This window comes from Streptomyces sp. NPDC048192 (assembly GCF_043202415.1).
Taxonomy (GTDB): Bacteria; Actinomycetota; Actinomycetes; order Streptomycetales; family Streptomycetaceae; genus Streptomyces.
This window is the reverse complement of sequence record NZ_JBIDAL010000013.1, coordinates 38,769-65,261: the sequence shown is the minus strand read 5'-3', so window position 1 is coordinate 65,261 and position 26,493 is coordinate 38,769. Positions and strand designations below refer to the sequence as shown.

Below are 26,493 nucleotides of genomic sequence, written 5' to 3'. Positions count from 1 at the left end.
CCCGACTGCCCTTTCCCCAGCCCCCTTTGCCAGAGTTTTTGGGGCTTCTGGTGCTGCTGTTGCCATGATCGGCGAGTCGGGCGCCGCTCGCGTCAGTACGCCAGACCCACGTGCGCCAGCGCCTGCTTCAGCAGGACCCCGTGCCCGCCCGGCATCTCGCTCTGGACGGCCGGGGAGGCCGCCTCCTGCGGGCTGAACCAGACGAGGTCCAGCGCGTCCTGCCGGGGGCGGCAGTCGCCGGTGACCGGGACGATGTAGGCGAGGGACACCGCGTGCTGGCGCGGGTCGTGGTACGGCGTGATGCCCGCCGTGGGGAAGTACTCCGCGACGGTGAAGGGCTGCAGCGAGGCGGGGATGCGGGGCAGCGCGACCGGGCCGAGGTCCTTCTCCAGATGGCGCAGCAGGGCGTCGCGGACCCGCTCGTGGTGCAGCACGCGGCCGGAGACCAGGGTCCGGCTGACGGTCCCGTCCGGGCCGATCCGCAGCAGCAGCCCGATGCTGGTGACTTCGCCGCTGTCGTCCACGCGCACGGGCACGGCCTCGACGTACAGGATCGGCATCCGGGCCCTGGCCATCTCCAGCTCGTCCGTGGTCAGCCAGCCGGGCGTCGTCTCGGTCATGTCAGACATTGCTTGATCATACTTTCCGGGTGGGGCGCCCGCTGGGATCGCGGGACGGATCGGATACGGGCGGTCCGTACAGACGCAGCGCGTTGTCGCGGCCGGTCCAGGCCGCGATCCGCAGGGCGTCGGGCAGGCTCAGCTCGTCGGCGTCGACACGGGCCTGGAGCAGACCGGCGAGCCCCTGCCGGAAGCACAGGGCGCCCAGGTGGTGGAACTCGGCCACCCCGTACGCGTCGGAGCTGTACAGCAGCTTCCGGAACGGGGTGATCTCCAGCGCCTCCTCCAGCACCGCGCGGCACCGGGCCGGGCCCGTGTGGTGCAGGGCGAGACCGACGTCCAGGTACACGTGCTCGAACACCGCGGCCAGATAGGCGGCTTGGCGGTGGTACGGCCAGCAGTGCAGCAGCAGCACCGGGACGGTGCCGGAGACCAGGCGCAGCCAGTCGGTCAGCAGGGCCGGGTCGGCGTGGTGCAGCCGCAGGTCGGCGTCCCCGAACCCGGTGTGCAGCTGAAGGGGCAGGCCGAGGCCGACGGCGGTCCACAGCAGGTGCCGCACCAGCACCGGGTCGGCGAGCCGGCCGCCGCCCGCGAGCCAGTGCCGGGCGGCCTCGGTCACCTCGGCGTCCGCCGGGCGCGCCGGGTCCAGGGCGAAGCCGGTGCGGTAGGCGGCCACCGACTTCACCGCCACCACGCCCGGCCGGCGCACGGCCTCCTCGGCGGCCGCGCGGAAGCGGGCGGCGTACTCGCCCGGCTCCACACCCCGCGCGGCCACCGCCTCCGCCACCTGCTCCAGCCGTACGACCTCGTACGCGGCGGCGCCGGCGGCCTCGGCCAGCTCGGCGGGGGAGGTGAGCGGGTGCGGGGCGTAGCCGGTGTCCACGAGGAACGCCCCGGCGTGCGCGGCGCGCAGGAAGCGCCGGTTGACCTCCCGCCAGCCCAGGGCCGCGCGGCGGGCCGCGTAGTCGGCCGGGGGAGCGTGCCGGGGCAGGTCCAGCAGCGGCGCACAGTGCCGGCGTACGGCCACGCCGGCGGGGGTGTCGAAGGGGGACACGCCGGGCCACGCCTCGCCCTCGGTGAGCAGCGCGGCGAACTCCTCGGGCGCGAGGTCGGCCGTCACCGCGCCGTGGCAGTGGTGGTCCACCAACTCCAGCTCGGCGAGGGCCTCGTGGACCGGTCCCGGCGCGGACACGGTCAGTACACCCAGCGGTAGGCCGCCGCCACCCGCGCGTCGTCCAGGTCCTCGACGGCCGCCGCCTCGCCGAGCCGTACGGCGGTCACCGCGTCCGCCAGGACCGGGCCCAGCGCGTCCCGCAGCACCCGGTCCGCCCGGAACTCCTCGACCGCCCCGGTCAGCGACTGCGGCAGCCGCCGCACCCCGAGGGCCGCCGCCTCGTCCGGACCGTACCGGGCGGGGTCGCCGGTGATCTCCTCCGGCAGGGGCAGCGCCGCGCCGATCCCGTCGAGTCCCGCGGCGATGACACAGCCGAGGGCGAGATAGGGGTTGGCGGCCAGGTCGACCGGTTTCACCTCCAGGTTCGCCTCCTGCTCCCGGCGGCCCGCCGAGCCGGTGATCACCCGCAGCGCGGCCTCGCGGGTCTCCCGCCCCCAGGCGGTGAACACCCCCGCCCACCGGGAGGGCCGCAGCCTGAGATAGCTGGCCGGGCTCGGCGCGGTGACCGCCGTCAGCGCCGGCAGGCGGGCCAGGATCCCGGCGGCGAAGGACTCCGCCTCGGCGGTCATGCCGTGGCGGCGCTCGCCGCCCGCGTGCAGGTTCGCGCCGTCGCGCCAGCAGGACAGGTGCAGGTGGCCGCCGTTGCCGACCCCCTCGGCGGACACCGCGGGCGAGAACGACACCCGCAGCCCGTGCCGCTGCGCGACCGCCCGGATCGTCTGCCGCACCAGCACGCTGCGGTCCGCCGCCGCCACCGGGTCCAGCGCGCCCGTGGAGACCTCGAACTGCCCGGCCGCGTACTCGGGATGGAGCTGGTCGACCGGGACGCCCTGGGCGTCGAACGCGGCCAGCAGATCGGCGGTGTAGTCGCTCAGCTCCACCTGCCGGATCGCGCCGTACGCCGGGCCGGTGACCGCGCGCACGAACTCGCCGGGCGGCGCCGAGTCCAGCCCCACCGCCCACTCGACCTCGATCGCCGCCCTGAAGGCGAGGCCGTGCCGCCGGGCCGCGCCGGCGACGGTCCGGCGCAGAAACGTCCGGGCGCAGCCGGGGTGGCTCTCTCCCTCCTGGGTGATCCGGTCCACCGGCGCCCACGCCCAGCCGGGCTGCCCGGCCAGCGCCACCAGCTGGTCCAGGTCGGGGTAGAGCCTGAGGTCGCCGTCCGGGGAGCCGAGGACGTCGGTGGTGACGATCGAGTCGTCGGCGAGGAAGGTGTCGAACACCGGGGACATGCCGACACCCCAGGACACGGCCGCCTCCAGCCGGGCGGTCGGGACCGTCTTCACCCGGCAGACGCCCGCGGTGTCCACATAGGCGAGCACGATCCCGCGCACGCCCCGCGCGGCGAGGTCGGCGGTGATCCCGGCGACCCGGCGCAGATCCTCCGGTCGCCCGCCGGGCACGGGATCGGCAAGGGTGGTCATGCGTCCTCCTTACGCTCACGCCGTCCTCGGGGTCCGCCCGGCGCCGGCGTCAGGGTTTCACGGCCACGGCGCCGTACTGCGGCACCGCGGCGGCGGACTCCGTCCCGGCACGCCACTGGGAGCAGGGCACCAGACCCGGCTCGACCAGCTCCAGGCCGTCGAGGAATCCGGCGATCTCCGCGCGGCTGCGGGCGGTGATCGGCGGGGTCGCGTTGGCGTTCCAGAACTCCATCGCGGCCCGGTTGCCCTCGCCGCCCACCTCCGGGTCGTGGGTCGGGTGGGTGAGCACCAGGTGACTGCCCGGCGGCAGGGGCGCCAGCAGCCGCCGCACGATGTCCCGGGCCTCGTCGGTGTCCAGGACGAAGTTCAGGATGCCGAGCATCATCAGCGCGACCGGCCGGTTCAGGTCCAGGGTCTCGGCGGCGCGCCGCACGATGCCGTCCGGGTCGTGCACGTCGGCGTCGATGTAGTCGGTGACGCCCTCGGGTGAGCTGGTGAGCAGGGAACGGGCGTGCACCAGCACGATCGGGTCGTTGTCGACGTACACGATCCGCGACTCGGGGGCGATGCGCTGCGCGATCTCGTGGGTGTTCTCCACGGTCGGCAGACCGGTGCCCACGTCCAGGAACTGGCGTATTCCGCGTTCGCCGGCCAGGAACCGCACCGCCCGGGACAGGAACTCCCGGTCCGCGCGGGCCACCGTCCGGATCACCGGGAACATCCCGGCGACGTGCTCACCGACCCGCTGGTCGACCTCGTAGTTGTCCTTGCCGCCGATCCAGTAGTTCCACACCCGGGCGTTGTGCGCCACAGAGGTGTTCAGCTGTGCCGGTCCTGCCGTCGGGGAGTGCCCCTCGGTCACGTCGCCGCCCCTTTTCCGCTCGCGGTTCTCCGCCGTCATTGTGCCGTCCGTTGATCGCGCTGTCCCGGGAACAGCGCAGCGCGGGCGGTTCAGGACCGCTTCGGTACGTTCCGGGACGTTCCGGGACAGGAGGAGCGGCGGACCGGTGCGGCCGGAACGCCGTTCTCGCCATGAGGAACACTGGACCGGTACGCCGTCCCCGACCGGAAACAGGACATGCCCGCGCTCCCCACGCCCCTCGTCGACCCCCGGCCCCTGCCCACGGGCCCCGCCGACATCCGGCTGATCGTCACCGACATGGACGGCACCCTGCTCGACGACGCCAAGCGGATCCCCGGCGAGCTGTGGCCGACGCTCGCCGAACTGCGCCGCAGGGGCGTGCTGTTCAGCCCGGCGAGCGGCCGCCAGTACGCGACGCTGGCCCGGCAGTTCGCCCGGGTCGCCGAGGGCATGGTCTTCATCGCGGAGAACGGCACCTACGTGGTCCGCGACGGTGTGGAACTCAGCTCCGACCCGATGGACGGGTCCGTCGCCGCCGACGTGGTGCGCACGGTACGGCGGCTGGCCGCGGACGGCGTGGACGTCGGCGCCGTGGTGTGCGGCAAGCGGGCGGCGTACGTCGAGCGCACCGACGAGGCGTTCCTGGCCGAGGTGCGCAAGTACTACGTGGAGCACCGGATCGTGCCGGACGTCACCGCCGTCGCCGACGACGTGATCAAGATCGCCCTGTTCGACTTCGGGTCCGCCGAGCGTTCCACCGCCCCGGCCCTCGCCGGCTTCACCCGCACCCACCAGGTCGTGGTCTCCGGCGAGCACTGGGTGGACGTCATGAACAGCACCGCCAACAAGGGCGCCGCGCTGCGCGGCCTGCAGCGGGCGCTCGGCATCACCCCCGCGCAGACCATGGTCTTCGGGGACTACCTCAACGACCTGGAGATGCTCGACGCCGCCGACTGGTCCTTCGCGATGGCCAACGCACACCCGGAGGTCGTCCGCCGGGCCCGCCACCTCGCCCCGTCCAACAACGACAACGGCGTGCTGCGCACCATCTCCCGCGTCCTCGGCCTGTAACCGGGCCCCGCCCCGGCACGGGCGCCGGGGCGGGGCCCGGCTCACGCCGCGCGGCGCAGGCAGTCCTCGGCCACCTCCTTGTCGAGGGCGGCGCGCACCAACGCTGCGGCCAGGACGGCCGGTTCGGCGTTCCCGGCCAGCTTCGTCAGCTTCTCCGGGTCCTTCGGCAGGCCGAGCCGCTCCGCCCCGGACAGCGCCTTGCCGTCCAGATACGGCGCGAGCTCCGGCCACACGCGCTGCGCCTCGCGCAGGAAGATGTCCGCACCGGCCGGTCCGACGCCCGGCTCCTCCTGGAGCAGCCGCCTGAGTTCACCGGTGTCGCCGTGCGCCTCCTCGTGCAGCCGGCGCAGGTCCCCGGCCCAGTGGTCCAGCAACAGCTCCGCGCCGTCCCCGAGCTGGGTGGCGGTCCGCTCGTCGTAGCGCCGGTAGCCGCCGCGGCCGAGGGCGTCCACCCGCTGCTGCCAGTCGGCGCCGGCCATCCGGCGCGGGCTGTCGAGGCGCTCCTTGTGCAGCTCCCGCGCGGCGGCCACCGCGACGGAGGCGCGGATCCGGGCGCTGAGCAGCAGGGCCAGCACGAGCAGCCGGTACAGCGGCTGCGGGGTGTCCTTCAACCGGATGCCCGCTTCCTCGGCGTACGTCTGCCCGTACTCCGACAGCAGGGCGCGCAGGACGCGTTCGTCGCGGTTCATGCCGGCGCTCCCGGCTAGGGCTTGAGCGGGTCGTGGCCCATCGACATCAGCTGGTGCCGGCGGCGGGTGTCCTCGGCCTCCGGCTCCTCCTCCATGTCCACCAGGTCGCCGACGGTGTCCACGACCTCCCGCATCACGCGGACGTCGTCGTCGGTGACGTCCATGCGGCGCTTCTGGAGGATGGCGAGCACGTGCTGTCCGAGCGGCGGGCCCGCCTGGTCGGGCAGCGGCTCGGCCGTCTGGCCGGAGTCCCGGACCCGCAGCCAGTCCGCGAGTTCCGCCGAGGTCATGTTCACCACGCGGTGGAAGTCGTCCCACAGCGCGTCGAGTTCGGGGGAGTGGGCCATGGGTTTCCCCTTCCGTGTACGGTTCCGCCGCCGCTGGTCAGCCGGCGTCCCGTGGCTGGTTCTCGGCCTCGAACATCCAGTGCTGCTTCTCCAGGTCGGCGGTGATGGAGATCAGCAGGTCCTGGGTGACCGGGTCGGCCTCGTCGGTGGCGGCGATCCGCTTCCGCAGCCGTCCGATCGCCTCCCGCAGCGCCGAGACCATCAGGTCGACGACCTCCGTGTCGCGCAGCCATCCTTCCTTGGCGCCGGGCAGCGCGAAGGTCGCGGCGACGGTCTCCGGCCGGCCGTCCGGGGGGACGCCCAGCGCGGCGGCGCGCTCGGCGACGGTGTCCGCGTGGGCCCGCGCCGCCGCGACCACCTCGTCCAGCTGAAGGTGGATCGAGCGGAACCGGGGTCCCACGATGTTCCAGTGCGCCTGCTTGCCGATCAGCGACAGCCCGAGCAGATCCACCAGGGTGTCCTGCAGCGCGGTGCCGGTGACCCCGAGTGCGCTCTCCGGCAGGGTGCTCCTCACGACGGTCAAGACCTCGCCCCTTTCGTGGTCCGTCATCTCTTCCTTCGTGTCTCCGGGCGCGGGTATCCACGGGGGCGGTGCGCAAACGTGCCTGATCAGCGCGGTAGCACCCGGTCCAGGAAGCCGGTCACCTCCGCGAAGACCTCCTTCTTGCACGTCTCGTGGAAGACCTCGTGCCGCGCCCCGGGGAAGATCCGCTCGGTCGCGCGGGAACCCGCGAGCCGCTCGACGCCGGTCCGGCTGCCGGGCAGCGGCACCAGCCGGTCGTCGTCCCCGTGCAGCCACAGCAGCGGCAGGCCGCCCACGTCGCCGCCCTGGGCGACGGTCCGCAGGGTCCGCGCGAACGCCTCCACCGTCGGCCGCTTCATCGGCCCGTGCCACACCAGCGGATCGGCTGCGTAGGCGGCGCCCACGGCCGGGTCCCGGGACAGCGCCGCCGGGCTGACCGGGGTGTCCGGGATCTCCGGCAGGGCCAGCAGCCGCCCGGGCAGCTCCCAGTCGCCGATCACCGGCCCGGACAGGATCAGCGCGCTCAGCCCGGCGCCGTACCGCTGGGCGTAGCGGGCCGCGATCAGCCCGCCCATCGAGTGGCCGACGAGCACCAGCGGCACACCGGGGTGCGCGGTCAAGGCAAGCTCCGCGACGCGGTGCAGGTCGGTGACCACGTCCTCGAAGTCCTCGATCAGCACCCGCTCGCCGGCCGACCGGCCGTGGCCGGCGTGGTCCGGGGCGTACACGGCGGCCCCGTGCGCGGTGAGGACGGCGGCGAGCCCGCCGTACCGGCCCGCGTGCTCGCCGTAGCCGTGCGCCGCCAGCGCCAGGTACCTCGGCGCGGGGTGCGGCCACTCGAGGACGGCGAGCGGGCCGTGGGTGCCGTCGAGGGTGTGCTCGCGGGCGTGGCGCATGTCTCCTCCGGTGAGTCGGTGAAGCTCCGGGGGGATCTTCCCAGCGGGCCGGTCGGCGGTCTATAGTCCAAAACTAGCAGTGCTAATTAAGTCCCGTGTGGTCCGCCGGCCGACAGCGACGTCGGCCGGTCGCAGGTCAGGAGTCGTAGCCGTGCGTCCCGTCCACTTCGCGGCCGCCCGCCGCACCCCCATCGGCAAGCTGCGCGGAGCCCTGTCCGCCGTCCGGCCCGACGATCTGGCGGCGGCCGTCATCCGTCACCTGGTGGCCGACGTGCCCGCCCTGGACCCGGCCCGGATCGACGACGTCTACTGGGGCGCGGCCAACCAGGCCGGCGAGGACAACCGCAACGTGGCCCGCATGGCCGCCCTGCTCGCGGGGCTCCCGGAATCCGTGCCCGGCGCCACCGTCAACCGGCTGTGCGCCTCCGGGCTCGAGGCGGTCACCGCCGCCGCCCGCACCATCGCCGCCGGCGAGGCGGACATCGTGATCGCGGGCGGCTCCGAGTCGATGAGCCGCGCCCCCTTCGTGCTGCCCCGCCCCGACGAGGCCCTGCCGCGGCGCATCGAGACCCACGACACCCGCCTCGGCTGGCGCCTGGTCAACCCGGCCATGAAGGAGCTGCACGGCCTGCTGGCCATGGGCGAGACCGCGGAGGAGGTCGCCGCGCGCTACGGCGTCTCCCGCGAGCGCCAGGACGAGTTCGCCCTGCGCAGCCACCGGCTCGCCGCCACCGCCCGCAAGAACGGGCACTTCGACGACGAACTCCTGGCCGTCGAGCGCCCGGACGGCATCGTCGTCGAGCAGGACGAGTGCGTGCGCGAGGACACCTCGCTGGAGAAACTCGCCCGCCTCAAGCCGGTCTTCCGTCAGGGCGGCTCGGTCACCGCGGGCAACTCCTCGCCGATGAACGACGGCGCGGCCGGACTGCTCCTGGTCAGCGAGGAGGCCCTGAACGAACTGGGCCTGGAGTCCCTGGGCCGCTACGTCGCGGGCGCCTCCGCCGGGGTCCACCCCGACGTGATGGGCATCGGCCCGGTCCCCGCCACCCGCAAGGCGCTGGCGCGGGCCGGCTGGGACATCGCCGACCTCGACGAGGCCGAGTTCAACGAGGCGTTCGCCGCGCAGGCCCTCGCCTGCGTCGACCAGCTGGGCATCGACCCGGACCTGGTCAACCCGACCGGCGGCGCCATCGCCCTCGGCCACCCCCTCGGCTGCTCCGGCGCCCGCATCCTGACGACGCTGCTGCACCGCATGCGGCGCACCGGCGCCGGGCGCGGACTCGCGACCATGTGCGTCGGAGTGGGACAGGGCAGCGCGGTGCTGGTCGAGCGGCACTAGCGCACATCCAACGGGGGGAACCGGTCAGTCGAGCCGCAGCAAGTGAAACGGAGCACCACCGCATGGCATCCCTGTCCGTCGCAGCCATCCTCGCCGAGAACGCCCGGCGCCGCCCCGACAAGACGGCCCTGGTCGAAGGCGATCTGCGGCTCACCTTCGCCGACACGTGGCGCAGGGCCCTGGCCGGGGCGGGCGCGCTGACCGGTCTCGGGATACGGCCGGGCGACCGGGTGGCCCTGATGGCCCCCAACACCGCCCAGTTCCCCGTCGCCTACTACGCCGTCCTCGCGGCGGGCGGAGTCGTCGTCCCCGTGCACCTGCTGCTGTCGGCCGGCGAGGTCGAGCACGTGCTGCGGGACAGCGGCGCCGCCCTCCTGCTCGTCCACCCGGCCCAGGCGGCGACCGGCCGGGCCGCCGCCGAGGCCACCGGCGTCCGCGTCGCCGTCCTCGGCGAGGAGTTCGACAGGCTCGCCGCCGAAGCCGAACCGCTGCGCTCGTACGTCACCCGCGCCGCCGACGACCCGGCGGTCGTCTTCTACACGAGCGGCACGACCGGCGTCCCGAAGGGCGCCGTGCTCAGCCACTTCAACATCGTGATGAACGCGACCGTCAACGCCTTCGACGCCAACGACATCCGCCCCGACGACATCGCCCTCGGCGCGCTGCCGCTGTTCCACGCCTTCGGCCAGACGGTGTCCCTCAACTCCACCTGGCGGGCGGGCGCCACGCTCGTGCTGCTGCCCCGCTTCGACGCGGCCCGCGCCATCGAGCTGATGGCCGAGGAGGGCGTGAACACCTTCCACGGCGTGCCGACCATGTTCGTCGCGCTCGCCGCTGCGGCCCAGGACGCGCGTGCGCTGCCCGCCCTGCGCGTGTGCGTCTCCGGCGGGGCCTCGCTCCCGGTCGCCGTCCTGGAGCGGTTCGAGAAGGCCTTCGGGGCGACGGTCTACGAGGGGTACGGACTGTCGGAGACCTCGCCGACGGCCACCGTCAACCAGCCCGTGTTCGGCACCCGCCCCGGCACCATCGGCCACCCGCTGTGGGGCGTCGACGTGGAGATCGCCCGCGCCGAGGCCGAGGGCATCGAACTGCTGCCGCCGGGCGAGCTGGGCGAGGTCGTCATCCGCGGCCACAACGTCTTCTCCGGCTACCTCGGCCGGCCCGAGGCCACTGCCGAGGCCGTGGTCGACGGCTGGTTCCGCACCGGCGACCTCGGCACCAAGGACGAGGACGGCTTCCTCAGGATCGTCGACCGCAAGAAGGACGTCATCATCCGCGGCGGCTACAACGTCTACCCGAGGGAGGTCGAGGAGGTGCTGATGCGCCACCCCGGCATCGCCCAGGTCGCGGTCATCGGACTGCCCGACGAACTGCACGGCGAGGAGGTGTGCGCCGTCGTCGTACCGGCGCCCGGCGCCGCGCCCGACGCCGCCGCCATCACCGAGTGGTCCAAGGAGCACCTGGGCCGGCACAAGTACCCGCGCCGCGTGGAGTTCACCGACGCGATGCCGCTCGGGCCCAGCATGAAGGTGCTGAAGCGGGAACTGCGGGCGCAGTACGCCGAGCAGCCGTAGCGGCGTCCGCGGCGGGCGGCGGGGACCGGAGCAGGGTCGGGGGCAGGGGCCACCTGGCGAGACGGTGCTTACGCCGGAGGCTTGTCCGGACATAGCATCGGTCCCCGCATGAACACGATGACGCTCTGGCACATATCCGGCTGGGGGTTCGCGGCGCTCGCCTTCGCGGCCCTCCTCGTCGGCTTCTCCAAGACCGCCGTGAGCGGGGCCAACACCGTGAGCCTCGCGGTCTTCGCGGCGGTCCTCCCGGCCCGCGCCTCCACCGGCATCCTGCTGCCCGTCCTGATCGCCGGCGACGTGCTCGCCGTCCTGACCTACCGGCGGCACGCCCACTGGCCCACCCTGTGGCGGCTGTTCCCGGCCGTCGCGGCCGGGGTGGTGGCCGGCACCCTGTTCCTGGTGTGGGCCGACGACGGGATCGTCCGGACCTCCATCGGCGCGATCCTGCTGCTGATGGCCGGGGTGACCCTGTGGCGGCGGCGTACGGCGGACGCGGCGCGGGAGCCCGAGGCGGTGACGACGCGCGCCGGCCGCGCCAAGGCCCGCTCGTACGGCATGCTCGGCGGGTTCACCACGATGGTCGCCAACGCGGGCGGCCCGGTGATGTCGCTGTACCTGCTGTCGGCCGGCTTCCGGAAGCTGGGCTTCCTCGGCACCTCGGCGTTCTTCTTCCTGATCGTGAACGTCTCCAAGGTGCCGTTCAGCGCCGGCCTCGGCCTGATCGACGGGCGCTCGCTGCTGCTCGACGCGGCGCTCGCGGTGTTCGTCGTGCCGGGCGCGTTGTTCGGCAAGTGGGCGGTGACCAGGATCAACCAGCGGCTGTTCGAACGACTCGTGATCGCGGCGACCGTCGTGGGCGGGGTGCAGCTCCTACTGCGCTAGCCCCAGCAGCGCCGGAAGGTCCGCGAAGGAGTCCAGCACATGGTGCGGGGCGCCGCTCGCCCGCTCCAGGGTCTCCGGCAGGAACTTGCCCGTGCGCACCAGCACCCCGGTGATGCCCAGGCGCTGTGCCGCCAGCACGTCGTGCTCGACATCGTCCCCGACCATCAACGCCTCGTGCGCGCCCACCCCGAGACGCCCGAGGGCCGCCTCGAAGAAGGCCCGCGCCGGCTTGCCCGTGACCTCCGCCTCGACCCCGGCGGCCGCCTCCAGGCCCGCGAGAAAGGCCCCCGCGTCGAGCTGGAGCCCGTCGTCCGTCCGCCAGTACAGGTTCCGGTGCATGGCGACCAGCCGTGCGCCGCGCTGGAGCCGCCCGAAGGCGCGGTTGAGCGCCTCGTAACCGAACTCCGGCCCGGCGCCGCCCAGCAGGACGACGTCCGGTGTCTCCGCGCCGTCGTCGCCGACCAGGGTGACCCCCTCCAGGTCCTCCGCTACGTTCCCGCTGTTCAGCAGCGCCACACGGGCGCCGGCCAGATGGGCGGCGGTGGCCGCGGGAGCCGTCAGGATGTCCTCGGCGCCCACCGGGAACCCCGCGTCCGCCAGCGATCCCGCGATGGACGCCCGGGACCGGGAGGTGGTGTTGGTCACCAGGACCACCCCCAGCCCCGCGTCCCGGACGGCCCGCAGCGCCTCCACCGCACCCGGCAGCGGCTTCCAGGACACGGTGAGCACACCGTCGACGTCGACCAGCACGGCACGCACGGATGCCACGGTTCCCATGGCTCCGACCGTACCGACCCGGGACCCCGACCGGACCGAACCACCTCGTACGCTCACCCCTATGCCCGCGCACGTCCTCGTCCTCGGCGGCACCACCGAGGCCCGCCGCCTCGCCGCCGACCTCGCCGCCCGGCCCGGCGTCCGGGTCACCACGTCCCTGGCCGGCCGGGTCGCACGGCCGGCAGCGGTGGCGGGCGAGGTACGGACCGGCGGCTTCGGCGGCGCGGAGGGCCTGGCCGGCTGGCTGCGCACGCACCACGTCGACGCCCTGGTCGACGCCACCCACCCCTTCGCCGAGACCATCACGGCGGGCGCGGCCCGCGCGGCGGCGGCCACGGGCGTGCCCCTCGTCGTCCTGCGCCGCCCCGGCTGGCGCCCCGGCCCGGGCGACCGCTGGTACGACGTCCCTTCCCTGGCCGGGGCCGCCGAGGCCCTCCCCGGTCTCGGCCGCCGGGTGTTCCTCAGCACCGGACGGCTGGGCCTCGCCGCCTTCGCCCACCTGACGGACCTGCACTTCGTCGTACGGTCGGTGGAGCCGCCGGAGCCGCCCATGCCGCCGCACACCGAAGTGGTCCTCGCCCGCGGCCCGTTCACGGTGGCCGACGAGACCGGACTGCTGTGCACCCGCCGCATCGAGGTGCTGGTCACCAAGGACAGCGGCGGCGAGGCGACGGCGGCGAAACTGACGGCCGCGCGCGAACTCGCCCTGCCCGTGGTCGTCGTACGCCGCCCGCCGCTGCCGCAGGGCGTGACGGCGGTGCCCGACGTGGCGGGCGTACTGGCGCGGCTGGGGCTCAGCCCGGGCTGAGGACCGACGCGCGGATCCGGTCGGCGGCACGCGGCACCCGGAGGCCCACCCCTCCTGCCCTCCTACTGCTCCCCGGGGTTTCTGCGCAGCAGGTACGTGTCCATGATCCACCCCTTGCGCTCGCGCGCCTCGGCCCGCACCCGCTCGATGCGCGGAGCGGCCTCGGCGATCGGACCGGAGACCAGGATCTCGTCCGCAGTGCCTATGTAGGCCCCCCAGTAGATGTCGATGTCGTCGCCGGCGTACCGCCGGAAGGCCTGATGGGCGTCCAGCATCACCACCACGTCGTCCACGCCTTCGGGGAAACCCTCGGCCAGCCGGCGCCCGGTGGTGATCTGCACCGGGCGGGCCACCCGGTTCAGGCCCGTGCGGTGGCGGGCGACCAGCGCGGAGACGCTGCTGATGCCGGGGATGACGTCGTACTCGAACGCGACCGTGCCGCGCGCCAGCACCTCCTGGAGAATCCCCAGCGTGCTGTCGTACAACGCGGGATCGCCCCACACCAGGAACGCGCCCGTGCCGTCCTCGCCCAGCTCCCCGGCGATCAGCCGCTCGTAGATCCCGGCGCGGGCGCTGCGCCAGTCCTCCACCGCCGGCGAGTACGCCGCCCCGCCCGCCCTGCGGTCCCGCTCCGGGTCACGGGCCTGGACCACCCGGTACGAACCCTCGGGCAGATGCGCGTCCAGCATGTCCCGGCGGAGCTGGGTGAGATCGCTCTTCACCTCGCCCTTGTCGAGCAGGAAGAACACGTCCGTGCTCCGCAGCGCCTTGACCGCCTGCAGGGTCAGCTGGTCGGGGTCGCCCGCGCCGATACCGATGACATGAATCTTTCGCACGCCCCGAGTCTGCCGTACGCCACCGACAGCGGGCGCACCGCCCGCACCACCCGACCGCGGCGGACGGGTCAGGACCGCAGCCGGGGCGCCTCCTCGGCCGCGTCCACGGGCAGTTCCCCGCCCTCCACCCGGTCCGCCAGTTCCCGCGCCCACCGGGCGAGCCCGGCGAGGTCGATGCCGTACGGCCGGTCCTCGCCCTCACCGGTCTCCCACTGCGCGAGCGCCCCCGCGCCGCGCCGCAGCAGCCGGGCGCCGCCGACGGCGTTCCCGCGCGCCGCGTGCGTCAGCCCCACCGCCAGCTGGGCCAGCCCCCGCCACAGCGTGCGCTCGTCCTCGGGCCCCGACTTCCAGGCGTCCTCGAACACCTCGTGCGCGTGGAACGGCTTCCCGGCGTCCAGCAGCGCCTGCGCCTCGGCGACCGTCTCCGCCGGCGCCCGCACGACACCCTCCGGCTGCCGGGGGACGCCCTCCGCGCCGTAGGGCAGCGGCCGGCCGAGCCCGTCCCGCGGCCGCGCACTGCGCGCCCGCCCCTGAGCGTCCCGGTCCCTGGCATCCGATGCGTCCGCGTTCGTCATACGGCCGATTGTCCCCGGCTCGCCCCCGGGCCCCCTTCGGCCCACCCCGGCAGGTGGGGTAAAGTGCTGTTCGCGCGATCACACGGGTCACCGTGGGTGAGTGCATCGGGACGTGGCGCAGCTTGGTAGCGCACTTGACTGGGGGTCAAGGGGTCGCAGGTTCAAATCCTGTCGTCCCGACGTGCGGAAACGCAGATCAGGGGTGGTGCCGGAACAATCCGGCACCACCCCTTGGTCATTTCCGGTCCCTGCTCTCTTTCGCGTGCGGGCCTCTCAGCCCTTGTTGGAGCCCAGCGTCAGGCCGCTGACGAACTGGCGTTGCAGGGCGAAGTACACGATCAGCGTGGGGATGGCGGTCAGCAGGGAGCCGGCGGCGACCAGGTTGGGGTCGGTGAAGTACTGGCCGGAGAGGTTGTTCAGCGCCGAGGTGATCGGCATGTTCTGCCCGGTCGAGATCAGTACCAGCGCCCAGAAGAAGTCGTTGTAGATCCAGATCGACAGCAGGGTCGCCAGGGCCGCCATCGCCGGCTTGCACAGCGGCAGCGTGATCTGCCAGTACAGCCGCCACACCGAGGCGCCGTCGACCAGCGCGGCCTCCGTCAGCTCGTGCGGGAGCGAGCGCATGTAGTTGCTGAGCACGAACGCGCAGAACCCCGACTGGAACGCCACGTGGATGAGGACCAGGCCGAGCGCGGAGTCGTACAGCTTGCCGCTCTGGGTGATGCCCGGCAGGTTCGTCAGCAGGTACAGCCGGTACAGCGGGGTGATGATGACCTGCTGCGGGAGCAGGTTGCCGGCCGTGAAGACCAGCAGGAGGGCGAGGTTGACGCGGAAGTCGAACCGGGCGACGTAGAACGCCACACAGGAGGACAGGAACAGGGTCAGCAGCACCGCCGGCACCGCGATGACCAGCGTGTTGCCGAAGTAGTGCAGCATGTCGGACTGTTTGAAGGCGTTCGTGAAGTTCTCGAACGTCAGCTTGTCCGGCCAGGAGACGTACCCCTTGGCGCTGGTCTCGCTGTACGGCCGCAGGGCCGAGAAGACCGCCCACAGCAGCGGCGCCAGCCACGCCAGCGCCGTACCGGCGAGGAAGACGTGCAGCAGGACGCGGGCCGGGCGGATCGGGGCGCGCCGCTTCAGCGGCGCCGCGACGGTGGTGCTGCTCATGCGCGCCGCTCCTTCCGGAAGGTGGCGATCAGGTACGGGATGATCACCGCGAGGGAGATCACCAGCAGGACGACGGCGATGGCGGAGCCGTACCCGATGCGGCTGGACTCGCCGATGATGTTGTTGGTGACCAGGATCGACAGCAACTCGGTGCCCTGGGCGCCCTTGTTGAAGACGAAGACCAGGTCGAAGGCGCGCAGCGCCTCGATGATGGTGACGACCAGCACGACGGTGTTGGTCGGGCGCAGGGTGGGGAAGATGACGCTCTTGAACGTCTGCCACTCGTTCGCGCCGTCGAGCGCGGCGGCCTCCCTCAGGGAGGGGTCGACGCTCTTCAGGCCGGCCAGGTACAGGATCATCATGTAGCCGGTGTGCCGCCAGGACGCGGCGATCAGGACCGCCCACAGGTTGAGGTGCGGGTCGCCGATCCAGTCGATGTAGTGGCCGGGCTTGTTGGCCCCGATGATGCTGTTGATCAGACCGGTGTCGGGGTTGTAGACCAGCTGCCAGACGAAGCCGATGCAGGCCATCGAGATGACGACCGGCAGGAAGAACGCCGTCTGGTAGACCCGGCTGAACCGGATCCGCTTGTCCAGCTGCACGGCCAGGAACAGGCCGAACGGCGTCGGGATCAGGATCAGCACGACGAACCAGATCACGTTGTGCTGGACGGCGGGCCAGAACTGCGGGTTGTCGCTGAAGAGTTGCTTGAAGTTGTCCAGGCCCACCCACTTGATCGAGTCGAACCCGATGCCGTCCCAGGTGGTGAAGGCAAGGAAGATCGAGGCGATCGCGGTGACCCACACCAGGAGCACGTGCAGGATCGTCGGCACGCCCGCCATCAGGGCGAGCGTGACGCGGTCGCGGCGGGTCAGCAGACGGCGGTGGCCGTGTGCGGCCCGCGTGCGCGCGGGCGAGGCGCCCGGAGGCGGCACGGCGGCCGCCTCCGGGGGCGTCGTGGTCGTATCGGTCGTCATCGGGCCGCTCACTGGGACGCGAAGATCGTCTTCTTCTGGCGCTCGATGGACGACAGCAGGCTGTCCACGCCCTTGGGGTTCTGGAGGAACTTCTGCAGGCCCGGCTGCATCACCGTGGAGGTGAAGTCGGGGCGGGAGTCGCGGTCCATGAACTGGGTGAGGCTCTTGGCGCCGCTGATCATCGTGTACGCCTTCTTCTGCAGCGCGGTGTACGAGGAGGTGTCCGCCTTGCTGGAGGCGGCCACCACGCTGTTGTCGGCCTTGAGGTAGGTCGCCTCGGCCTCGGGGGTGCCCAGGAACTCCATGAGCTTGACGACGCCGTCGTGGTTCTTCGGCGACTTGCTGACCATGAACCCGTCGGTGGGCGCCTCGACCGTGTCCTGGCCGTAGGCGGGGTTGATCTCCGGGAAGGCGAAGAAGTCGAGGTCGTCCAGGTCGGCCTTGTTGGTGAACTGCTGGCCCACGAAGGAGCCGAGGAGGTACATGCCGGCCTTCTTGGACACGAGGGTCTGCGCCGCGTCCTGCCAGGTGCGGCCCATGAAGCCGTCCTGGTGGTAGGGCAGCAGCTCCGCCCAGTGGTCGAAGACGGCCTTCACCTTGGGGTCCGTCCACGACTCCTTGCCCGCCATCAGGGACTTGTGGAAGTCGTAGCCGTTCAGGCGGAAGTTGATCTGGTCGAAGGTGCCCATCGCCGGCCAGGCGTCCTTGTCGCCGAAGGCGATCGGGACCAGGCCGTCCTTCTTCATCTGCTTGCACAGCGCGACGAGTTGGTCCCAAGTGGTGGGGATCTTGTAGCCGTGCTGCTGGAAGACGCTCTTGCGGTAGAACAGCGCCCACGGGTACGTGTACAGCGGCACGAAGTAGTACTTGCCGTCCTCGCCCTTGCTGAGCTGCTTCATCGCGTCGGGGAAGTTGTCCCCGATCTTCGCCCACACGTCGTCGATGGGCGAGGCCAGGTTCTTCGCCGCGAAGAACTGCATGCGGTAGCCGGCGAACCAGGTGAACACGTCGTCCGGCGTGCCCTGGAGATAGGAGTTGATCTGCTCCTGGAAGGTGTTGTGGTCCTTTGTGTTGACGTCGACCTTGATGCCGGACTGCTTCGTGAAGGCCGCGTAGATCTGGGCGAACGCCTTCTTCGGCACCGCGTCCGAGGCGTTGGAGCCGAGGGTGACGGTCTTCGGGTCCGAGGAGGAACCGCTGCCTCCGCAGGCGGACAGCAGGGGTATGCCGGCACCGGCCAGCAGGGCGGCGCTGCCTGCGCCACGCAGGACCGAACGGCGGCTGGGACCCGGCACGGAGAGACCGGAGGGAGAGAGGCGCATGGCGGCTCCTGAGGAATGCAGGGCTCGGTCAAGGGGATGAGTCGATCACCCGAAAGGTTGTCGAAACCGCTCAGAAATCAACTCGACCGAACATCGTGGGCGTAATAACAGCCCCATGTCCGCTCATGAGTCAATAGGCCGGGTCGCGCTGGGGTGTCTCTTGCCCGAAACGTAATCGTCACCGTCACCTGCAACTTTGTTGAAGGCGAGGGGGGTGGTTCCGTTTCAGCTCCTGACCAGCAACTGGAAGTCGAAGGCGTAGCGCGACGCCCGGTACACGTGGCTGCCGTACTCCACCGGCCGGCCCGTGACGTCGTACGCGGTGCGCCGCATGGTGAGCAGGGCGGCGCCCTCCCGCTCGTCCAGCAGGGCGCCCTCCTCGGCCGTCGCGCCGCGCGCGCCGATGGACTGGCGGGCGCTGTGCAGGACGATCCCGGCGGAGCGCATCAGGCGGTACAGACCCGTCGACTCCAGCCGGTCGGTGGGCGGTTCGAGCAGGGTGGCCGGGAGGAAGTTGCGGAGGAAGGCCACCGGCCGGTCGTGGGTGCCGCGCAGCCGTTCCAGCACGACGACCTCGGCGCCCTCCGCGATCCCGAGGGCGGCGGCCACCTCGGTGCTCGCGGGGATCCGCTCGTTGCGCAGCACCCGGGTGGTCGGGGCCTGGCCGGCCGTCTCCAGGTCGTCGTAGAGGCTGCTGAGTTCCAGCGGCCGCCGGACCTGGCTGTGCACGACCTGGGTGCCCACCCCCCGCCGGCGCACCAGCAGGCCCTTGTCGACCAGCGACTGGATCGCCTGGCGCACGGTGGGCCGGGACAGGCCGAGGCGTACGGAGAGGTCGACCTCGTTGCCGAGGAGGTTGCCCGGGGCCAGCGTGCCGTGTTCGATGGCGGCCTCGAGCTGCTGCGCGAGCTGGTAGTACAGCGGTACCGGGCTGGAGCGGTCCAGGGTGAGGTTCAGGGAGTCGGCCGCGCGCTCGCCCGGTGCCGTTCGCTGCGGGGTGCGGTGTACTGGGCTCATGCCTGACAGGTGTAGGCCGCGGAGGCAAGGGTGTCAATGGTTTGTACTTACATTCGGACCTGCTTGTGAAATGATGTCTTAACAAAGTATTGACAGCGGGCTCGCCAGGGACTTGGATCCCGTGCCAACGCAACAGCGTCCCTTCCCCCGTCGCACGCACAGTGAGGTGCAGGAAAGATGGACCGCTCTTCTCCCTCCCGCTCCCGGAGGCTGGCCCCGGTGGTCGCGGTGGCCGCCGCGGCGGCCCTGACCCTCGCCGGCTGCGCCAGCAGCCACGGCGGCAAGAAGGCCGAGGAGGCGGCGCAGAACGCCTCGGCGGGCAGGGCAAACACCCCGCGCATGACCGTCGCCCTGGTCACGCACCAGGCGCCCGGCGACACCTTCTGGGACACCGTCCGCAAGGGCGCCGAGGCCGCCGCCGCCAAGGACAACATCAAGCTCGTCTACTCCGCCGACCCCAACGCCGGCAACCAGGCGAACCTGGTGCAGAACGCGGTCGACCAGAAGGTCGACGGCATCGCGGTCACCCTGGCCAAGCCCGACGCGATGAGGGGCGTCATCGGCAAGGCACGGCAGGCCGGCATACCGGTGGTCGGCCTGAACTCGGGCCTGAGCGACTGGAAGAAGCTCGGCCTGCTGGAGTTCTTCGGGCAGGACGAGAGCGTCGCGGGCGAGGCGTTCGGCGACAAGCTGAACACCACCGGCGCCAAGAAGGTCGTCTGTGTGATCCAGGAACAGGGCAACGTGGGTCTCACCCAGCGCTGCGACGGCGTGAAGAAGACGTTCAAGGGCACGACTGAGACGCTGTACGTGAACGGCACGGACATGCCGTCCGTGAAGTCGACCATCACGGCCAAGCTGAAGCAGGACTCCTCCATCGACACGGTCGTCACCCTCGGCGCGCCGTTCGCGCTGACCGCCGTGCAGTCGGTGTCCGACGCGGGCAGCAAGGCCAAGGTCGCGACCTTCGATCTGAACAAGGACCTGGTCAAGGGCGTACAGAACGGCTCGATCGAGTTCGCGGTCGACCAGCAGCCCTATCTGCAGGGCTACCTCGCCGTGGACTCCCTGTGGCTCTACAAGTACAACGGCAACTACAGCGGCGGCGGGGTCCAGCCGGTGCTGACCGGCCCGGCCTTCGTCGACAAGTCCAACGTCGGCAAGGTCGCCCAGTTCGCCGCGAAGGGCACCCGGTGATGAGCATGGCGCAGCAGGCAGAGCCGGCGGTGGGCACCCCGCCGGGCTCACAAGACAAGGACGGCCGTACCGCACGGCGTCCGCTCGCCCTGCGGATGCTCGCCCGCCCCGAGGTGGGCGTCTTCCTCGGCGCCGCCGCCGTGCTGGTCTTCTTCCTGATCGTCGCGCCCACGGTCCGCCAGGGCAGCTCGATGGCGACCATCCTGTACCAGTCCTCGACCATCGGGATCATGGCCCTGCCGGTCGCGCTGCTGATGATCGGCGGCGAGTTCGACCTCTCCTCCGGCGTCGCCGTGATCTCCTCGGCGCTGACCGCCGCGATGCTCAGCTACCAGCTCACCCTGAACGTGTGGACCGGCGTGATCGTCGCGCTGCTGGTGTCCCTGGCGATCGGGTTCTTCAACGGCTGGATGGTGGTGAAGACGGGCCTGCCCAGCTTCCTGATCACCCTGGGCACCTTCCTGATCCTGCAGGGCGTGAACCTGGCGGTGACCAAGCTGGTCACCGGCAACGTCGCCACCGACGACATCAGCGACATGGACGGCTTCGACCAGGCGAGGAAGGTCTTCGCGTCGAGCTTCGACGTCGGCGGGGTCGAGGTGAAGATCACCGTGGTGTGGTGGCTGGTCTTCGCGGCAGTGGCCACCTGGGTGCTGCTGCGCACCAAGTACGGCAACTGGATCTTCGCCGTCGGCGGCAACAAGGAGTCCGCCCGCGCCGTGGGCGTGCCGGTGACGTTCACGAAGATCTCGCTGTTCATGCTGGTCGGCTTCGGCGCCTGGTTCGTCGGCATGCACCAGCTGTTCTCCTTCAACACCGTGCAGTCCGGCGAGGGCGTCGGCCAGGAGCTGATCTACATCGCCGCCGCGGTCATCGGCGGGTGCCTGCTCACCGGCGGCGCCGGCTCGGCGATCGGCCCGGTCTTCGGGGCGTTCATGTTCGGCATGGTCAACCAGGGCATCGTCTACGCCGGCTGGAACCCGGACTGGTTCAAGGCCTTCCTGGGCGTGATGCTGCTCGGCGCCGTCCTGATCAATCTGTGGGTCCAGCGCACGGCGACCCGGAGGTAAGCGATGACATCCAACGGAACGGGCCCCCACGGCGCGATCGTCGAGGACACCGGCCCCCGGAAGGACGGCCTGCTGGTCGAGCTGCGCGGGGCGGGCAAGTCGTACGGCAACATCCGCGCGCTGCACGGCGTCGACCTGGAGGTGCGGGCCGGCCGGGTGACGTGTGTGCTGGGTGACAACGGCGCCGGCAAGTCCACCCTCATCAAGATCATCTCCGGCCTGCACCAGCACACCGAGGGCGAGTTCCTCGTGGACGGCGAGCCGGTGCGCTTCTCCACCCCGCGCGAGGCCCTGGACCGGGGCATCGCCGCCGTCTACCAGGACCTGGCGACCGTGCCGCTGATGCCGGTGTGGCGCAACTTCTTCCTCGGCTCGGAGATGACCAAGGGGCCGTGGCCGCTGCGCCGCCTGGACATCGAGCGGATGAAGAGGACCGCCGACGAGGAACTGCGCAACATGGGCATCGTCCTGGACGACCTGGAGCAGCCCATCGGCACCCTCTCCGGCGGCCAGCGCCAGTGCGTGGCCATCGCCCGCGCCGTCCACTTCGGCGCCCGCGTGCTGATCCTGGACGAGCCCACCGCCGCCCTGGGCGTGAAGCAGTCGGGGGTCGTGCTGAAGTACATCGCCGCCGCCCGCGACCGCGGCCTGGGCGTCATCTTCATCACCCACAATCCCCACCACGCCTACATGGTCGGCGACCACTTCAGCGTCCTGCGCCTGGGCACCCTGGAGCTGTCCGCCTCGCGCAGCGCGATCACCCTGGAGGAGCTGACCAACCACATGGCCGGCGGCGCCGAACTCGCCGCCCTCAAGCACGAACTGGCCCAGGTACGCGGCGTCGACACCGAGGGGCTCCCCGAAGCGGAGGACCTCACCGCACCCGTCGCGCCCTCCGCGGAAGGAACACCCTGACCATGGCCACCCCCACCCCCCTCGACCGCATCCGGGTCGGCTCGGCCCCCGACTCCTGGGGTGTCTGGTTCCCCGACGACCCCCGGCAGGTGCCCTGGGAACGCTTCCTCGACGAGGTGTCCGAGGCCGGCTACGAGTGGATCGAACTCGGCCCCTACGGCTACCTGCCCACCGATCCCGCGCGGCTCGGGGACGAGGTGGCCCGCCGGAACCTGAAGGTCTCGGCGGGCACGGTGTTCACCGGCATGCACCGCGGCCCGTCCGTCTGGGAGGAGACCTGGGCCCATGTCGGCCAGGTCGCCGCGCTCACCCAGGCGATGGGCGCCCGGCACCTCGTGGTCATCCCCTCCTTCTGGCGGGACGACAAGACCGCCGAGATCCTGGAGCCGCCGGAGCTGACCGCCGAGCAGTGGGCGCACCTGACCAAGGGCATGGAGCGGCTCGGCCACGAGGTCAAGGAGACGTACGGCCTCGACATCGTCGTCCACCCGCACGCCGACACCCACATCGACACCGAGGACCATGTCGAGCGCTTCCTGGACTCCACCGACGGCGAACTGGTCAACCTGTGCCTGGACACCGGGCACTACGCCTACTGCGGCGGGGACAGCGTCAAGCTGATCGAGACCTACGGCGAGCGCATCGGCTATCTGCACCTCAAGCAGGTCGACCCGGACATCCTCGCCGAGGTGATCGCGGACGAGGTGCCGTTCGGGCCGGCCGTGCAGCGCGGGGTGATGTGCGAACCGCCGTCCGGAGTGCCCGAGCTGGGGCCCGTCCTGGAGGCGGCCCAGCGGCTCGGCGTGGAGCTGTTCGCGATCGTCGAGCAGGACATGTATCCGTGCGAGCCGGACAGGCCCCTGCCGATCGCCGTGCGGACGCGGCGGTTCCTGCGGTCCTGCGGGGCCTGAGCGCCCCCACCGGAGCCGGGCCCCCATCGCGGGGCCCGGTTCCTTCGCGTCCGCCGCCCGGTTCCTCTGCGACTGCTGCGGATTCGGCCGCGGCACGGCCGGGAACCACCGAGGGCACGCGGGCGTTGAGCCGATGACGGGGGAAGCCCGCGCAGACGGGAGGACGAGATGACGCAGCACACCGAAGCCGGGGGCGGCACCGAGGACCCGAACGAGGCGGCCGAGCGCCGCCGTGGCCGCTTCGGCACCCTGCCCGAGCGGATACGCCCGCAGGACATGGTCGAGACCAGCCCGGCGACCCTTCCCGACCCGGCGCGCAGCGCCTACAACCCGGACGAGTGGCTGATCCGGTACTGCGGCTGAGGAAAGCCGGGGAAAAGGGTGCGGCGCCGGGCTGGTCCGCCCGGCACCGCACCCGTGCCTCAGGCCTGCCGCACCTCGGCGAGCGTCACCGGCCGGTGCTCGTGGAGGGACAGGGTGCAGGCCTCGGCGATCCAGCCGGCCTCCAGGGCGTCCTCGATGCTGCAGGGGGAGGGGCGGGCGCCGGCCACGACCTCGGTGAACGCGCCGAGTTCGGCGCGGTAGGCGTCCGTGAAGCGGTCCATGAAGAAGTCGTGCGGGGTGCCGGACGGGAAGGTCACGCCGGGTTCGACCGACCGCAGCGGGAGCTTGTCGTCCAGGCCCACCGCGATCGAGTCCCGGAAGCCGTGCAGTTCCATGCGCACGTCGTAACCCCGCGCGTTGTGGCGCGAGTTGGACACCACCGCGATGGTGCCGTCGTCCAGGGTGAGGACGGCGCCGGTGGTGTCGGCGTCGCCCGCCTCCCGGATGTAGTCCGCGCCCCGGTTGCCGCCGACCGCGTACACCTCGGTGACCTCGCGGCCCGTCACCCAGCGGATGACGTCGAAGTCGTGCACGGAGCAGTCGCGGAAGATGCCGCCGGACGCGGCGATGTACGCGGCGGGCGGCGGCGCCGGGTCCAGGGTCGTGGAGCGGACGGTGTGCAGCGTGCCCAGCTCGCCGGCCCGTACGGCGGCCCGCGCCGCGGCGAAGCCCGCGTCGAAGCGGCGGTTGTAGCCGATCTGGACCGGCACCCCGCTGTCCCGTACGGCCTTCAGCACCTCGACGCCCTCGGCCATGGTGCGGGCGACCGGCTTCTCGCAGAAGACGGGGACGCCGGCCTCGACGCCGGCCCGGATCAGCGCCGGATGGGCGTCGGTGGCCGCGGCGACGACCAGGCCGTCCACCCCGGCCGCCAGCAGCGCCTCCGGCGAGTCCGCGACCTCGGCGCCGAACCGCTCGGCGGCGGCCTTCGCGGCGTCCGCGAGCGGATCGGCGACGACGAGCGACTCGACGGCGTCCAGTCCATGGAGGGTCTCGGCGTGGAAGGCGCCGATGCGGCCGAGGCCGAGGATTCCGATGCGCATGAGGATGAGGCTCCTTGCAGTTCTTACGGGGACGAGAGGAGGGGAGGTTCAGTCGAGTCCGCCGAGGACGTTCTGATCCCAGTCGATCACCGATCCCGTGACCACCCCGGACCGGTCGGACAGCAGGAACACCACGAAGTCGGCGATCTCCTCCGGCCGGCCCAGCCTGCCCATCGGCAGCCTCGCCGCGGCCTGCTCCCGCCAGTCGTCGCCGGCGCCGTGGAAGGCGCGCTGGGTCGCGTCCTCGCCCTCGGTCGCCGTCCAGCCGATGTTCAGGCCGTTGATCCGGATCCGGTCCCAGCGGTGGGCGTGCGCCGCGTTGCGCGTGAGACCCGCGAGCCCCGCCTTCGCGGCCACGTACGGCGCGAGGAAGCGCTGCCCGCCGTGCGCCGACGAGGTGATGATGTTGACGATCGTGCCGGGCGCCTTGCGGGCCGTCATGTCGGCGACCGCCGCCTGCATCGCGAAGAACGGCCCCTTGAGGTTGACCGCGATGTGCGCGTCGAACAGCTCCGGCGTAGTGTCCAGCAGCGTGCCCCGGGAGGTGAGCCCCGCCGAGTTCACCAGGCAGTCGATCCGCCCGTGGGCGTCCACCACCTCGGCGACCGCCGCCTTGGCCTGGCCGGCGTCCGCCAGGTCGGCGCGCACGAACCTCGCCTTTCCCCCGGCCGCGGCCAGCCCGTCGACCAGCGCCTCACCCTGCTGCGGACGACGGCCGGTGACCGTCACGACCGCGCCCTCCCGGACCGCCGCCCGCGCGACCGCGGCGCCGACCCCCTGGGTTCCGCCGTTCACCAGCAGGACCTTGTCGTCGAGAAGTCCCATGACCGTTGCGTGTCCCTTCCTCAGCTCTCCCGGCGTTCCGCGCCGGCCCGCAGCTCAGCCCGCAGCAGTTCGGGGGCCCACGCCTCGCGCACCGCCCGTCGCAGCACGTCCGCCTGGGAAGGCGGGGCCAGCCCGTCGACCGGCGGGTCGCTGTCGAGGTTGGTCGGGAAGGGGTAGCCCTCGGCGCTCGCCGCGATCACGTTCTCCAGCCACCGTTCGTCCGCCCCGTCGGCCGCGCGCCGCAGCAGCACCGGGAACACCGCGTTCGCCACCGCCTCGCGGTCCACCGTCTCCATCGCGCGCCCGAAGGCGGAGGACACCTGGAGCAGGTTGGCCGTGCGCCGCACGTCCGCCGTGCGGTTGGTGCCGGCGGCGTGGAAGAGCGCCGGGTTGAAGAAGGCCGCGTCGCCCTTGGCGAGCGGGAGCTGGACGTGGTGCCGCTCGAAGTACGCCCGGAACTCCGGGAGCCGCCAGGCCAGATAGCCCGGCTCGTACAGCTGCGAGTACGGCAGGTACAGGGTCGGGCCGGACTCCACGGGCATGTCGCAGTGGGCGACCGCGCCCTGGAGGGTGAGCACCGGGGAGAGGCGGTGCACATGGGCCGGGTAGGCGGCCGCGGCCGCGTTGCCCAGGAAGCCCAGGTGGTAGTCCCGGTGCGGACTCTGCCCGGCGCCGCCCGGGTTGACCACGTTGACCTGCGAGGTCACCTGGTAGCCGGGGCCCAGCCAGGCAGTGGAGACCAGGGCGAGGACGTCGTTGGCGTAGTAGTCGGCGAACGCCTCGGCGTCGTACAGGGCCGCCTTCTCCAGCGCGTTCCACACCCGGTCGTTGGCGCCCGGCCTGGCGAAGTGGTCGCCGGCCGTGGCCCCGGACGCCCGCTGTTCGGCGATCAGCGCCTCGAACACGGCCGTCAGCCGGTCCACGGCCGCCAGGTCGGGCCAGGCGCCCTTGACCACGACGATCCCGGGGCCCTCGGCGAACGCCCGCACCAGCTCGGCCCGCAGGGCGTCGGGGTCCTCGGGGGCGCGCAGCCGCTCACCCTCGTACACCAGGACGTTCCCGGTCACGGAGGCGGCGTGCGGATAGTCCGCGAGGCGGGTCGTGCGGTCGATCAGGGCGCGGAAGGCGTCCAGGTCGCAGTCCTGCTCGGACAGCCAGGCACGGCCCGGCACGGAGACGACGGACATCGGTGTCCTTTCGGCCGGCTACGGCATTCGGCCACGGCGACGACGCGGCCCTGTCATTCTTGTCAGTACAAACCCCTCGAA

At 72.1% G+C, this 26,493-nt stretch carries 28 protein-coding genes and 1 tRNA gene; 11 read left to right on the top strand and 18 right to left on the bottom strand.

What is annotated here, in order from left to right; translation table 11 throughout:
* Positions 1 to 92: 92 nt before the first annotated feature.
* Genes ACGFZN_RS27070 through ACGFZN_RS27055 form a run of 4 tightly spaced genes read right to left on the bottom strand, consistent with a single transcriptional unit; the run spans position 93 to position 4,080 of the window.
* Positions 93 to 620, bottom strand: coding sequence for an NUDIX hydrolase family protein (locus ACGFZN_RS27070; protein ID WP_393861251.1), 528 nt, complete (start codon positions 618 to 620; stop codon positions 93 to 95).
* A gap of 16 nt (positions 621 to 636) precedes the next feature.
* Positions 637 to 1,812, bottom strand: coding sequence for an amidohydrolase family protein (locus tag ACGFZN_RS27065; RefSeq protein ID WP_393861091.1), 1,176 nt, complete (start codon positions 1,810 to 1,812; stop codon positions 637 to 639).
* Positions 1,813 to 1,814: 2 nt separating this feature from the next.
* Positions 1,815 to 3,218 carry a glutamine synthetase gene (locus tag ACGFZN_RS27060; RefSeq protein ID WP_393861090.1) on the bottom strand — a complete coding sequence of 468 codons (1,404 nt, stop codon included), beginning with the start codon at positions 3,216 to 3,218 and terminating at the stop codon, positions 1,815 to 1,817.
* Between the two features lie 49 nt (positions 3,219 to 3,267).
* The gene (locus ACGFZN_RS27055) at positions 3,268 to 4,080 is read right to left on the bottom strand and encodes an SAM-dependent methyltransferase (RefSeq protein ID WP_393861250.1); all 813 of its coding nucleotides are present in this window, start codon (positions 4,078 to 4,080) and stop codon (positions 3,268 to 3,270) included.
* A 216-nt stretch (positions 4,081 to 4,296) separates the two neighbouring features.
* Here ACGFZN_RS27055 and ACGFZN_RS27050 point away from each other — a divergent pair, with 216 nt between their 5' ends.
* On the top strand, positions 4,297 to 5,151 hold the full coding sequence (locus ACGFZN_RS27050) for a Cof-type HAD-IIB family hydrolase (RefSeq protein WP_393861089.1): 855 nt from the start codon (positions 4,297 to 4,299) through the stop codon (positions 5,149 to 5,151).
* Positions 5,152 to 5,192: 41 nt separating this feature from the next.
* Here the strand turns inward: ACGFZN_RS27050 and ACGFZN_RS27045 are convergent, their stop codons facing one another.
* From ACGFZN_RS27045 to ACGFZN_RS27030, 4 genes are all read right to left on the bottom strand, one after another.
* Positions 5,193 to 5,840, bottom strand: a complete 648-nt coding sequence (locus ACGFZN_RS27045) for an endonuclease (RefSeq protein ID WP_393861088.1) — start codon at positions 5,838 to 5,840, stop codon at positions 5,193 to 5,195.
* A gap of 14 nt (positions 5,841 to 5,854) precedes the next feature.
* The gene (locus tag ACGFZN_RS27040; RefSeq protein WP_393861087.1) at positions 5,855 to 6,187 is read right to left on the bottom strand and encodes a DUF3140 domain-containing protein; all 333 of its coding nucleotides are present in this window, start codon (positions 6,185 to 6,187) and stop codon (positions 5,855 to 5,857) included.
* Positions 6,188 to 6,224: 37 nt separating this feature from the next.
* Positions 6,225 to 6,710 (bottom strand): Dps family protein, encoded by a 486-nt coding sequence (locus ACGFZN_RS27035; RefSeq protein WP_393861086.1) that lies wholly within the window; start codon positions 6,708 to 6,710, stop codon positions 6,225 to 6,227.
* 86 nt (positions 6,711 to 6,796) lie between these two features.
* A complete protein-coding gene (locus tag ACGFZN_RS27030) occupies positions 6,797 to 7,606 on the bottom strand; it encodes an alpha/beta hydrolase (RefSeq protein ID WP_393861085.1) in 810 nt (269 codons plus the stop codon).
* Positions 7,607 to 7,757: 151 nt separating this feature from the next.
* Between ACGFZN_RS27030 and ACGFZN_RS27025 the strand changes: the two genes are divergently transcribed.
* The 3 genes from ACGFZN_RS27025 (at position 7,758) to ACGFZN_RS27015 (ending at position 11,401) form a co-directional block, all read left to right on the top strand.
* Positions 7,758 to 8,945 carry a thiolase family protein gene (locus ACGFZN_RS27025; protein WP_393861084.1) on the top strand — a complete coding sequence of 396 codons (1,188 nt, stop codon included), beginning with the start codon at positions 7,758 to 7,760 and terminating at the stop codon, positions 8,943 to 8,945.
* Between the two features lie 62 nt (positions 8,946 to 9,007).
* The gene (locus tag ACGFZN_RS27020) at positions 9,008 to 10,519 is read left to right on the top strand and encodes a long-chain fatty acid--CoA ligase (protein WP_393861083.1); all 1,512 of its coding nucleotides are present in this window, start codon (positions 9,008 to 9,010) and stop codon (positions 10,517 to 10,519) included.
* A 108-nt stretch (positions 10,520 to 10,627) separates the two neighbouring features.
* Positions 10,628 to 11,401: a sulfite exporter TauE/SafE family protein gene (locus tag ACGFZN_RS27015; protein ID WP_393861082.1), complete on the top strand. Its 774-nt coding sequence runs from the start codon at positions 10,628 to 10,630 to the stop codon at positions 11,399 to 11,401.
* Here the strand turns inward: ACGFZN_RS27015 and ACGFZN_RS27010 are convergent.
* Entirely contained in the window at positions 11,390 to 12,169 is a 780-nt protein-coding gene (locus ACGFZN_RS27010) for an HAD-IIA family hydrolase (protein ID WP_393861249.1), read from the bottom strand. The two genes, ACGFZN_RS27015 and ACGFZN_RS27010, sit on opposite strands and share 12 nt — an antisense overlap.
* 70 nt (positions 12,170 to 12,239) lie before the next feature.
* On the opposite strand from ACGFZN_RS27010, the gene ACGFZN_RS27005 reads away from it, so the two are divergent.
* Positions 12,240 to 12,986: a cobalt-precorrin-6A reductase gene (locus ACGFZN_RS27005; protein WP_393861081.1), complete on the top strand. Its 747-nt coding sequence runs from the start codon at positions 12,240 to 12,242 to the stop codon at positions 12,984 to 12,986.
* A gap of 62 nt (positions 12,987 to 13,048) precedes the next feature.
* Here the strand turns inward: ACGFZN_RS27005 and cobF are convergent, their stop codons facing one another.
* Both cobF and ACGFZN_RS26995 read right to left on the bottom strand, forming a co-directional pair.
* Positions 13,049 to 13,822, bottom strand: coding sequence for a precorrin-6A synthase (deacetylating) (gene cobF / locus ACGFZN_RS27000; RefSeq protein WP_393861080.1), 774 nt, complete (start codon positions 13,820 to 13,822; stop codon positions 13,049 to 13,051).
* Between the two features lie 68 nt (positions 13,823 to 13,890).
* Complete coding sequence (locus ACGFZN_RS26995) at positions 13,891 to 14,397, bottom strand: DUF309 domain-containing protein (RefSeq protein WP_393861079.1); 507 nt, start codon at positions 14,395 to 14,397, stop codon at positions 13,891 to 13,893.
* A gap of 106 nt (positions 14,398 to 14,503) precedes the next feature.
* On the opposite strand from ACGFZN_RS26995, the gene ACGFZN_RS26990 reads away from it, so the two are divergent.
* Positions 14,504 to 14,577, top strand: a tRNA-Pro gene (locus ACGFZN_RS26990).
* A 93-nt stretch (positions 14,578 to 14,670) separates the two neighbouring features.
* On the opposite strand, the gene ACGFZN_RS26985 is transcribed toward ACGFZN_RS26990, so the two are convergent.
* The 4 genes from ACGFZN_RS26985 to ACGFZN_RS26970 form a co-directional block, all read right to left on the bottom strand.
* On the bottom strand, positions 14,671 to 15,564 hold the full coding sequence (locus ACGFZN_RS26985) for a carbohydrate ABC transporter permease (protein WP_393861078.1): 894 nt from the start codon (positions 15,562 to 15,564) through the stop codon (positions 14,671 to 14,673).
* Positions 15,561 to 16,541 (bottom strand): carbohydrate ABC transporter permease, encoded by a 981-nt coding sequence (locus tag ACGFZN_RS26980; RefSeq protein ID WP_393861077.1) that lies wholly within the window; start codon positions 16,539 to 16,541, stop codon positions 15,561 to 15,563. Before ACGFZN_RS26980 ends, ACGFZN_RS26985 begins: the two co-directional genes overlap by 4 nt.
* An 8-nt stretch (positions 16,542 to 16,549) precedes the next feature.
* Complete coding sequence (locus ACGFZN_RS26975) at positions 16,550 to 17,863, bottom strand: ABC transporter substrate-binding protein (protein WP_393861076.1); 1,314 nt, start codon at positions 17,861 to 17,863, stop codon at positions 16,550 to 16,552.
* A 225-nt stretch (positions 17,864 to 18,088) separates the two neighbouring features.
* Entirely contained in the window at positions 18,089 to 18,880 is a 792-nt protein-coding gene (locus ACGFZN_RS26970) for a GntR family transcriptional regulator (protein ID WP_393861075.1), read from the bottom strand.
* A gap of 177 nt (positions 18,881 to 19,057) precedes the next feature.
* On the opposite strand from ACGFZN_RS26970, the gene ACGFZN_RS26965 reads away from it, so the two are divergent.
* From ACGFZN_RS26965 to ACGFZN_RS26945, 5 genes are all read left to right on the top strand, one after another.
* Entirely contained in the window at positions 19,058 to 20,077 is a 1,020-nt protein-coding gene (locus ACGFZN_RS26965; RefSeq protein WP_393861074.1) for a sugar ABC transporter substrate-binding protein, read from the top strand.
* Positions 20,077 to 21,147 carry an ABC transporter permease gene (locus ACGFZN_RS26960; protein WP_393861073.1) on the top strand — a complete coding sequence of 357 codons (1,071 nt, stop codon included), beginning with the start codon at positions 20,077 to 20,079 and terminating at the stop codon, positions 21,145 to 21,147. The genes ACGFZN_RS26965 and ACGFZN_RS26960 overlap by 1 nt, the downstream gene beginning before the upstream one ends.
* 3 nt (positions 21,148 to 21,150) lie before the next feature.
* Positions 21,151 to 22,062: an ATP-binding cassette domain-containing protein gene (locus ACGFZN_RS26955; protein WP_393861072.1), complete on the top strand. Its 912-nt coding sequence runs from the start codon at positions 21,151 to 21,153 to the stop codon at positions 22,060 to 22,062.
* A 2-nt stretch (positions 22,063 to 22,064) separates the two neighbouring features.
* On the top strand, positions 22,065 to 22,973 hold the full coding sequence (locus tag ACGFZN_RS26950; RefSeq protein WP_393861071.1) for a sugar phosphate isomerase/epimerase family protein: 909 nt from the start codon (positions 22,065 to 22,067) through the stop codon (positions 22,971 to 22,973).
* A 168-nt stretch (positions 22,974 to 23,141) separates the two neighbouring features.
* Positions 23,142 to 23,336 (top strand): hypothetical protein, encoded by a 195-nt coding sequence (locus tag ACGFZN_RS26945; RefSeq protein WP_393861070.1) that lies wholly within the window; start codon positions 23,142 to 23,144, stop codon positions 23,334 to 23,336.
* Positions 23,337 to 23,395: 59 nt separating this feature from the next.
* On the opposite strand, the gene ACGFZN_RS26940 is transcribed toward ACGFZN_RS26945, so the two are convergent.
* The 3 genes from ACGFZN_RS26940 to ACGFZN_RS26930 are packed head-to-tail and all read right to left on the bottom strand — an operon-like array spanning position 23,396 to position 26,412.
* Positions 23,396 to 24,400 carry a Gfo/Idh/MocA family oxidoreductase gene (locus ACGFZN_RS26940; protein WP_393861069.1) on the bottom strand — a complete coding sequence of 335 codons (1,005 nt, stop codon included), beginning with the start codon at positions 24,398 to 24,400 and terminating at the stop codon, positions 23,396 to 23,398.
* Between the two features lie 48 nt (positions 24,401 to 24,448).
* Complete coding sequence (locus ACGFZN_RS26935) at positions 24,449 to 25,225, bottom strand: SDR family oxidoreductase (RefSeq protein ID WP_393861068.1); 777 nt, start codon at positions 25,223 to 25,225, stop codon at positions 24,449 to 24,451.
* Positions 25,226 to 25,245: 20 nt separating this feature from the next.
* Entirely contained in the window at positions 25,246 to 26,412 is a 1,167-nt protein-coding gene (locus ACGFZN_RS26930) for a phytanoyl-CoA dioxygenase family protein (protein ID WP_393861067.1), read from the bottom strand.
* Positions 26,413 to 26,493 lie beyond the last annotated feature (81 nt).

What these genes read in the sequence shown, in the direction of transcription:
- ACGFZN_RS27040 (WP_393861087.1), bottom strand. Translation starts at nt 6,187, where the DNA reads ATGGCCCACTCCCCCGAACTCGACGCGCTGTGGGACGACTTCCACCGC.
- ACGFZN_RS26960 (WP_393861073.1), top strand. Translation starts at nt 20,077, where the DNA reads ATGAGCATGGCGCAGCAGGCAGAGCCGGCGGTGGGCACCCCGCCGGGC.
- ACGFZN_RS26940 (WP_393861069.1), bottom strand. Translation starts at nt 24,400, where the DNA reads ATGCGCATCGGAATCCTCGGCCTCGGCCGCATCGGCGCCTTCCACGCC.
- ACGFZN_RS27015 (WP_393861082.1), top strand. Translation starts at nt 10,628, where the DNA reads ATGAACACGATGACGCTCTGGCACATATCCGGCTGGGGGTTCGCGGCG.
- ACGFZN_RS26985 (WP_393861078.1), bottom strand. Translation starts at nt 15,564, where the DNA reads ATGAGCAGCACCACCGTCGCGGCGCCGCTGAAGCGGCGCGCCCCGATC.
- ACGFZN_RS26930 (WP_393861067.1), bottom strand. Translation starts at nt 26,412, where the DNA reads ATGTCCGTCGTCTCCGTGCCGGGCCGTGCCTGGCTGTCCGAGCAGGAC.
- ACGFZN_RS26995 (WP_393861079.1), bottom strand. Translation starts at nt 14,397, where the DNA reads ATGACGAACGCGGACGCATCGGATGCCAGGGACCGGGACGCTCAGGGG.
- ACGFZN_RS26945 (WP_393861070.1), top strand. Translation starts at nt 23,142, where the DNA reads ATGACGCAGCACACCGAAGCCGGGGGCGGCACCGAGGACCCGAACGAG.
- ACGFZN_RS26975 (WP_393861076.1), bottom strand. Translation starts at nt 17,863, where the DNA reads ATGCGCCTCTCTCCCTCCGGTCTCTCCGTGCCGGGTCCCAGCCGCCGT.
- ACGFZN_RS27070 (WP_393861251.1), bottom strand. Translation starts at nt 620, where the DNA reads ATGACCGAGACGACGCCCGGCTGGCTGACCACGGACGAGCTGGAGATG.
- ACGFZN_RS26950 (WP_393861071.1), top strand. Translation starts at nt 22,065, where the DNA reads ATGGCCACCCCCACCCCCCTCGACCGCATCCGGGTCGGCTCGGCCCCC.
- ACGFZN_RS26970 (WP_393861075.1), bottom strand. Translation starts at nt 18,880, where the DNA reads ATGAGCCCAGTACACCGCACCCCGCAGCGAACGGCACCGGGCGAGCGC.
- ACGFZN_RS26980 (WP_393861077.1), bottom strand. Translation starts at nt 16,541, where the DNA reads ATGACGACCGATACGACCACGACGCCCCCGGAGGCGGCCGCCGTGCCG.
- ACGFZN_RS27045 (WP_393861088.1), bottom strand. Translation starts at nt 5,840, where the DNA reads ATGAACCGCGACGAACGCGTCCTGCGCGCCCTGCTGTCGGAGTACGGG.
- ACGFZN_RS26935 (WP_393861068.1), bottom strand. Translation starts at nt 25,225, where the DNA reads ATGGGACTTCTCGACGACAAGGTCCTGCTGGTGAACGGCGGAACCCAG.
- ACGFZN_RS26955 (WP_393861072.1), top strand. Translation starts at nt 21,151, where the DNA reads ATGACATCCAACGGAACGGGCCCCCACGGCGCGATCGTCGAGGACACC.
- ACGFZN_RS27020 (WP_393861083.1), top strand. Translation starts at nt 9,008, where the DNA reads ATGGCATCCCTGTCCGTCGCAGCCATCCTCGCCGAGAACGCCCGGCGC.
- ACGFZN_RS27050 (WP_393861089.1), top strand. Translation starts at nt 4,297, where the DNA reads ATGCCCGCGCTCCCCACGCCCCTCGTCGACCCCCGGCCCCTGCCCACG.
- ACGFZN_RS27030 (WP_393861085.1), bottom strand. Translation starts at nt 7,606, where the DNA reads ATGCGCCACGCCCGCGAGCACACCCTCGACGGCACCCACGGCCCGCTC.
- ACGFZN_RS26965 (WP_393861074.1), top strand. Translation starts at nt 19,058, where the DNA reads ATGGACCGCTCTTCTCCCTCCCGCTCCCGGAGGCTGGCCCCGGTGGTC.
- ACGFZN_RS27060 (WP_393861090.1), bottom strand. Translation starts at nt 3,218, where the DNA reads ATGACCACCCTTGCCGATCCCGTGCCCGGCGGGCGACCGGAGGATCTG.
- ACGFZN_RS27005 (WP_393861081.1), top strand. Translation starts at nt 12,240, where the DNA reads ATGCCCGCGCACGTCCTCGTCCTCGGCGGCACCACCGAGGCCCGCCGC.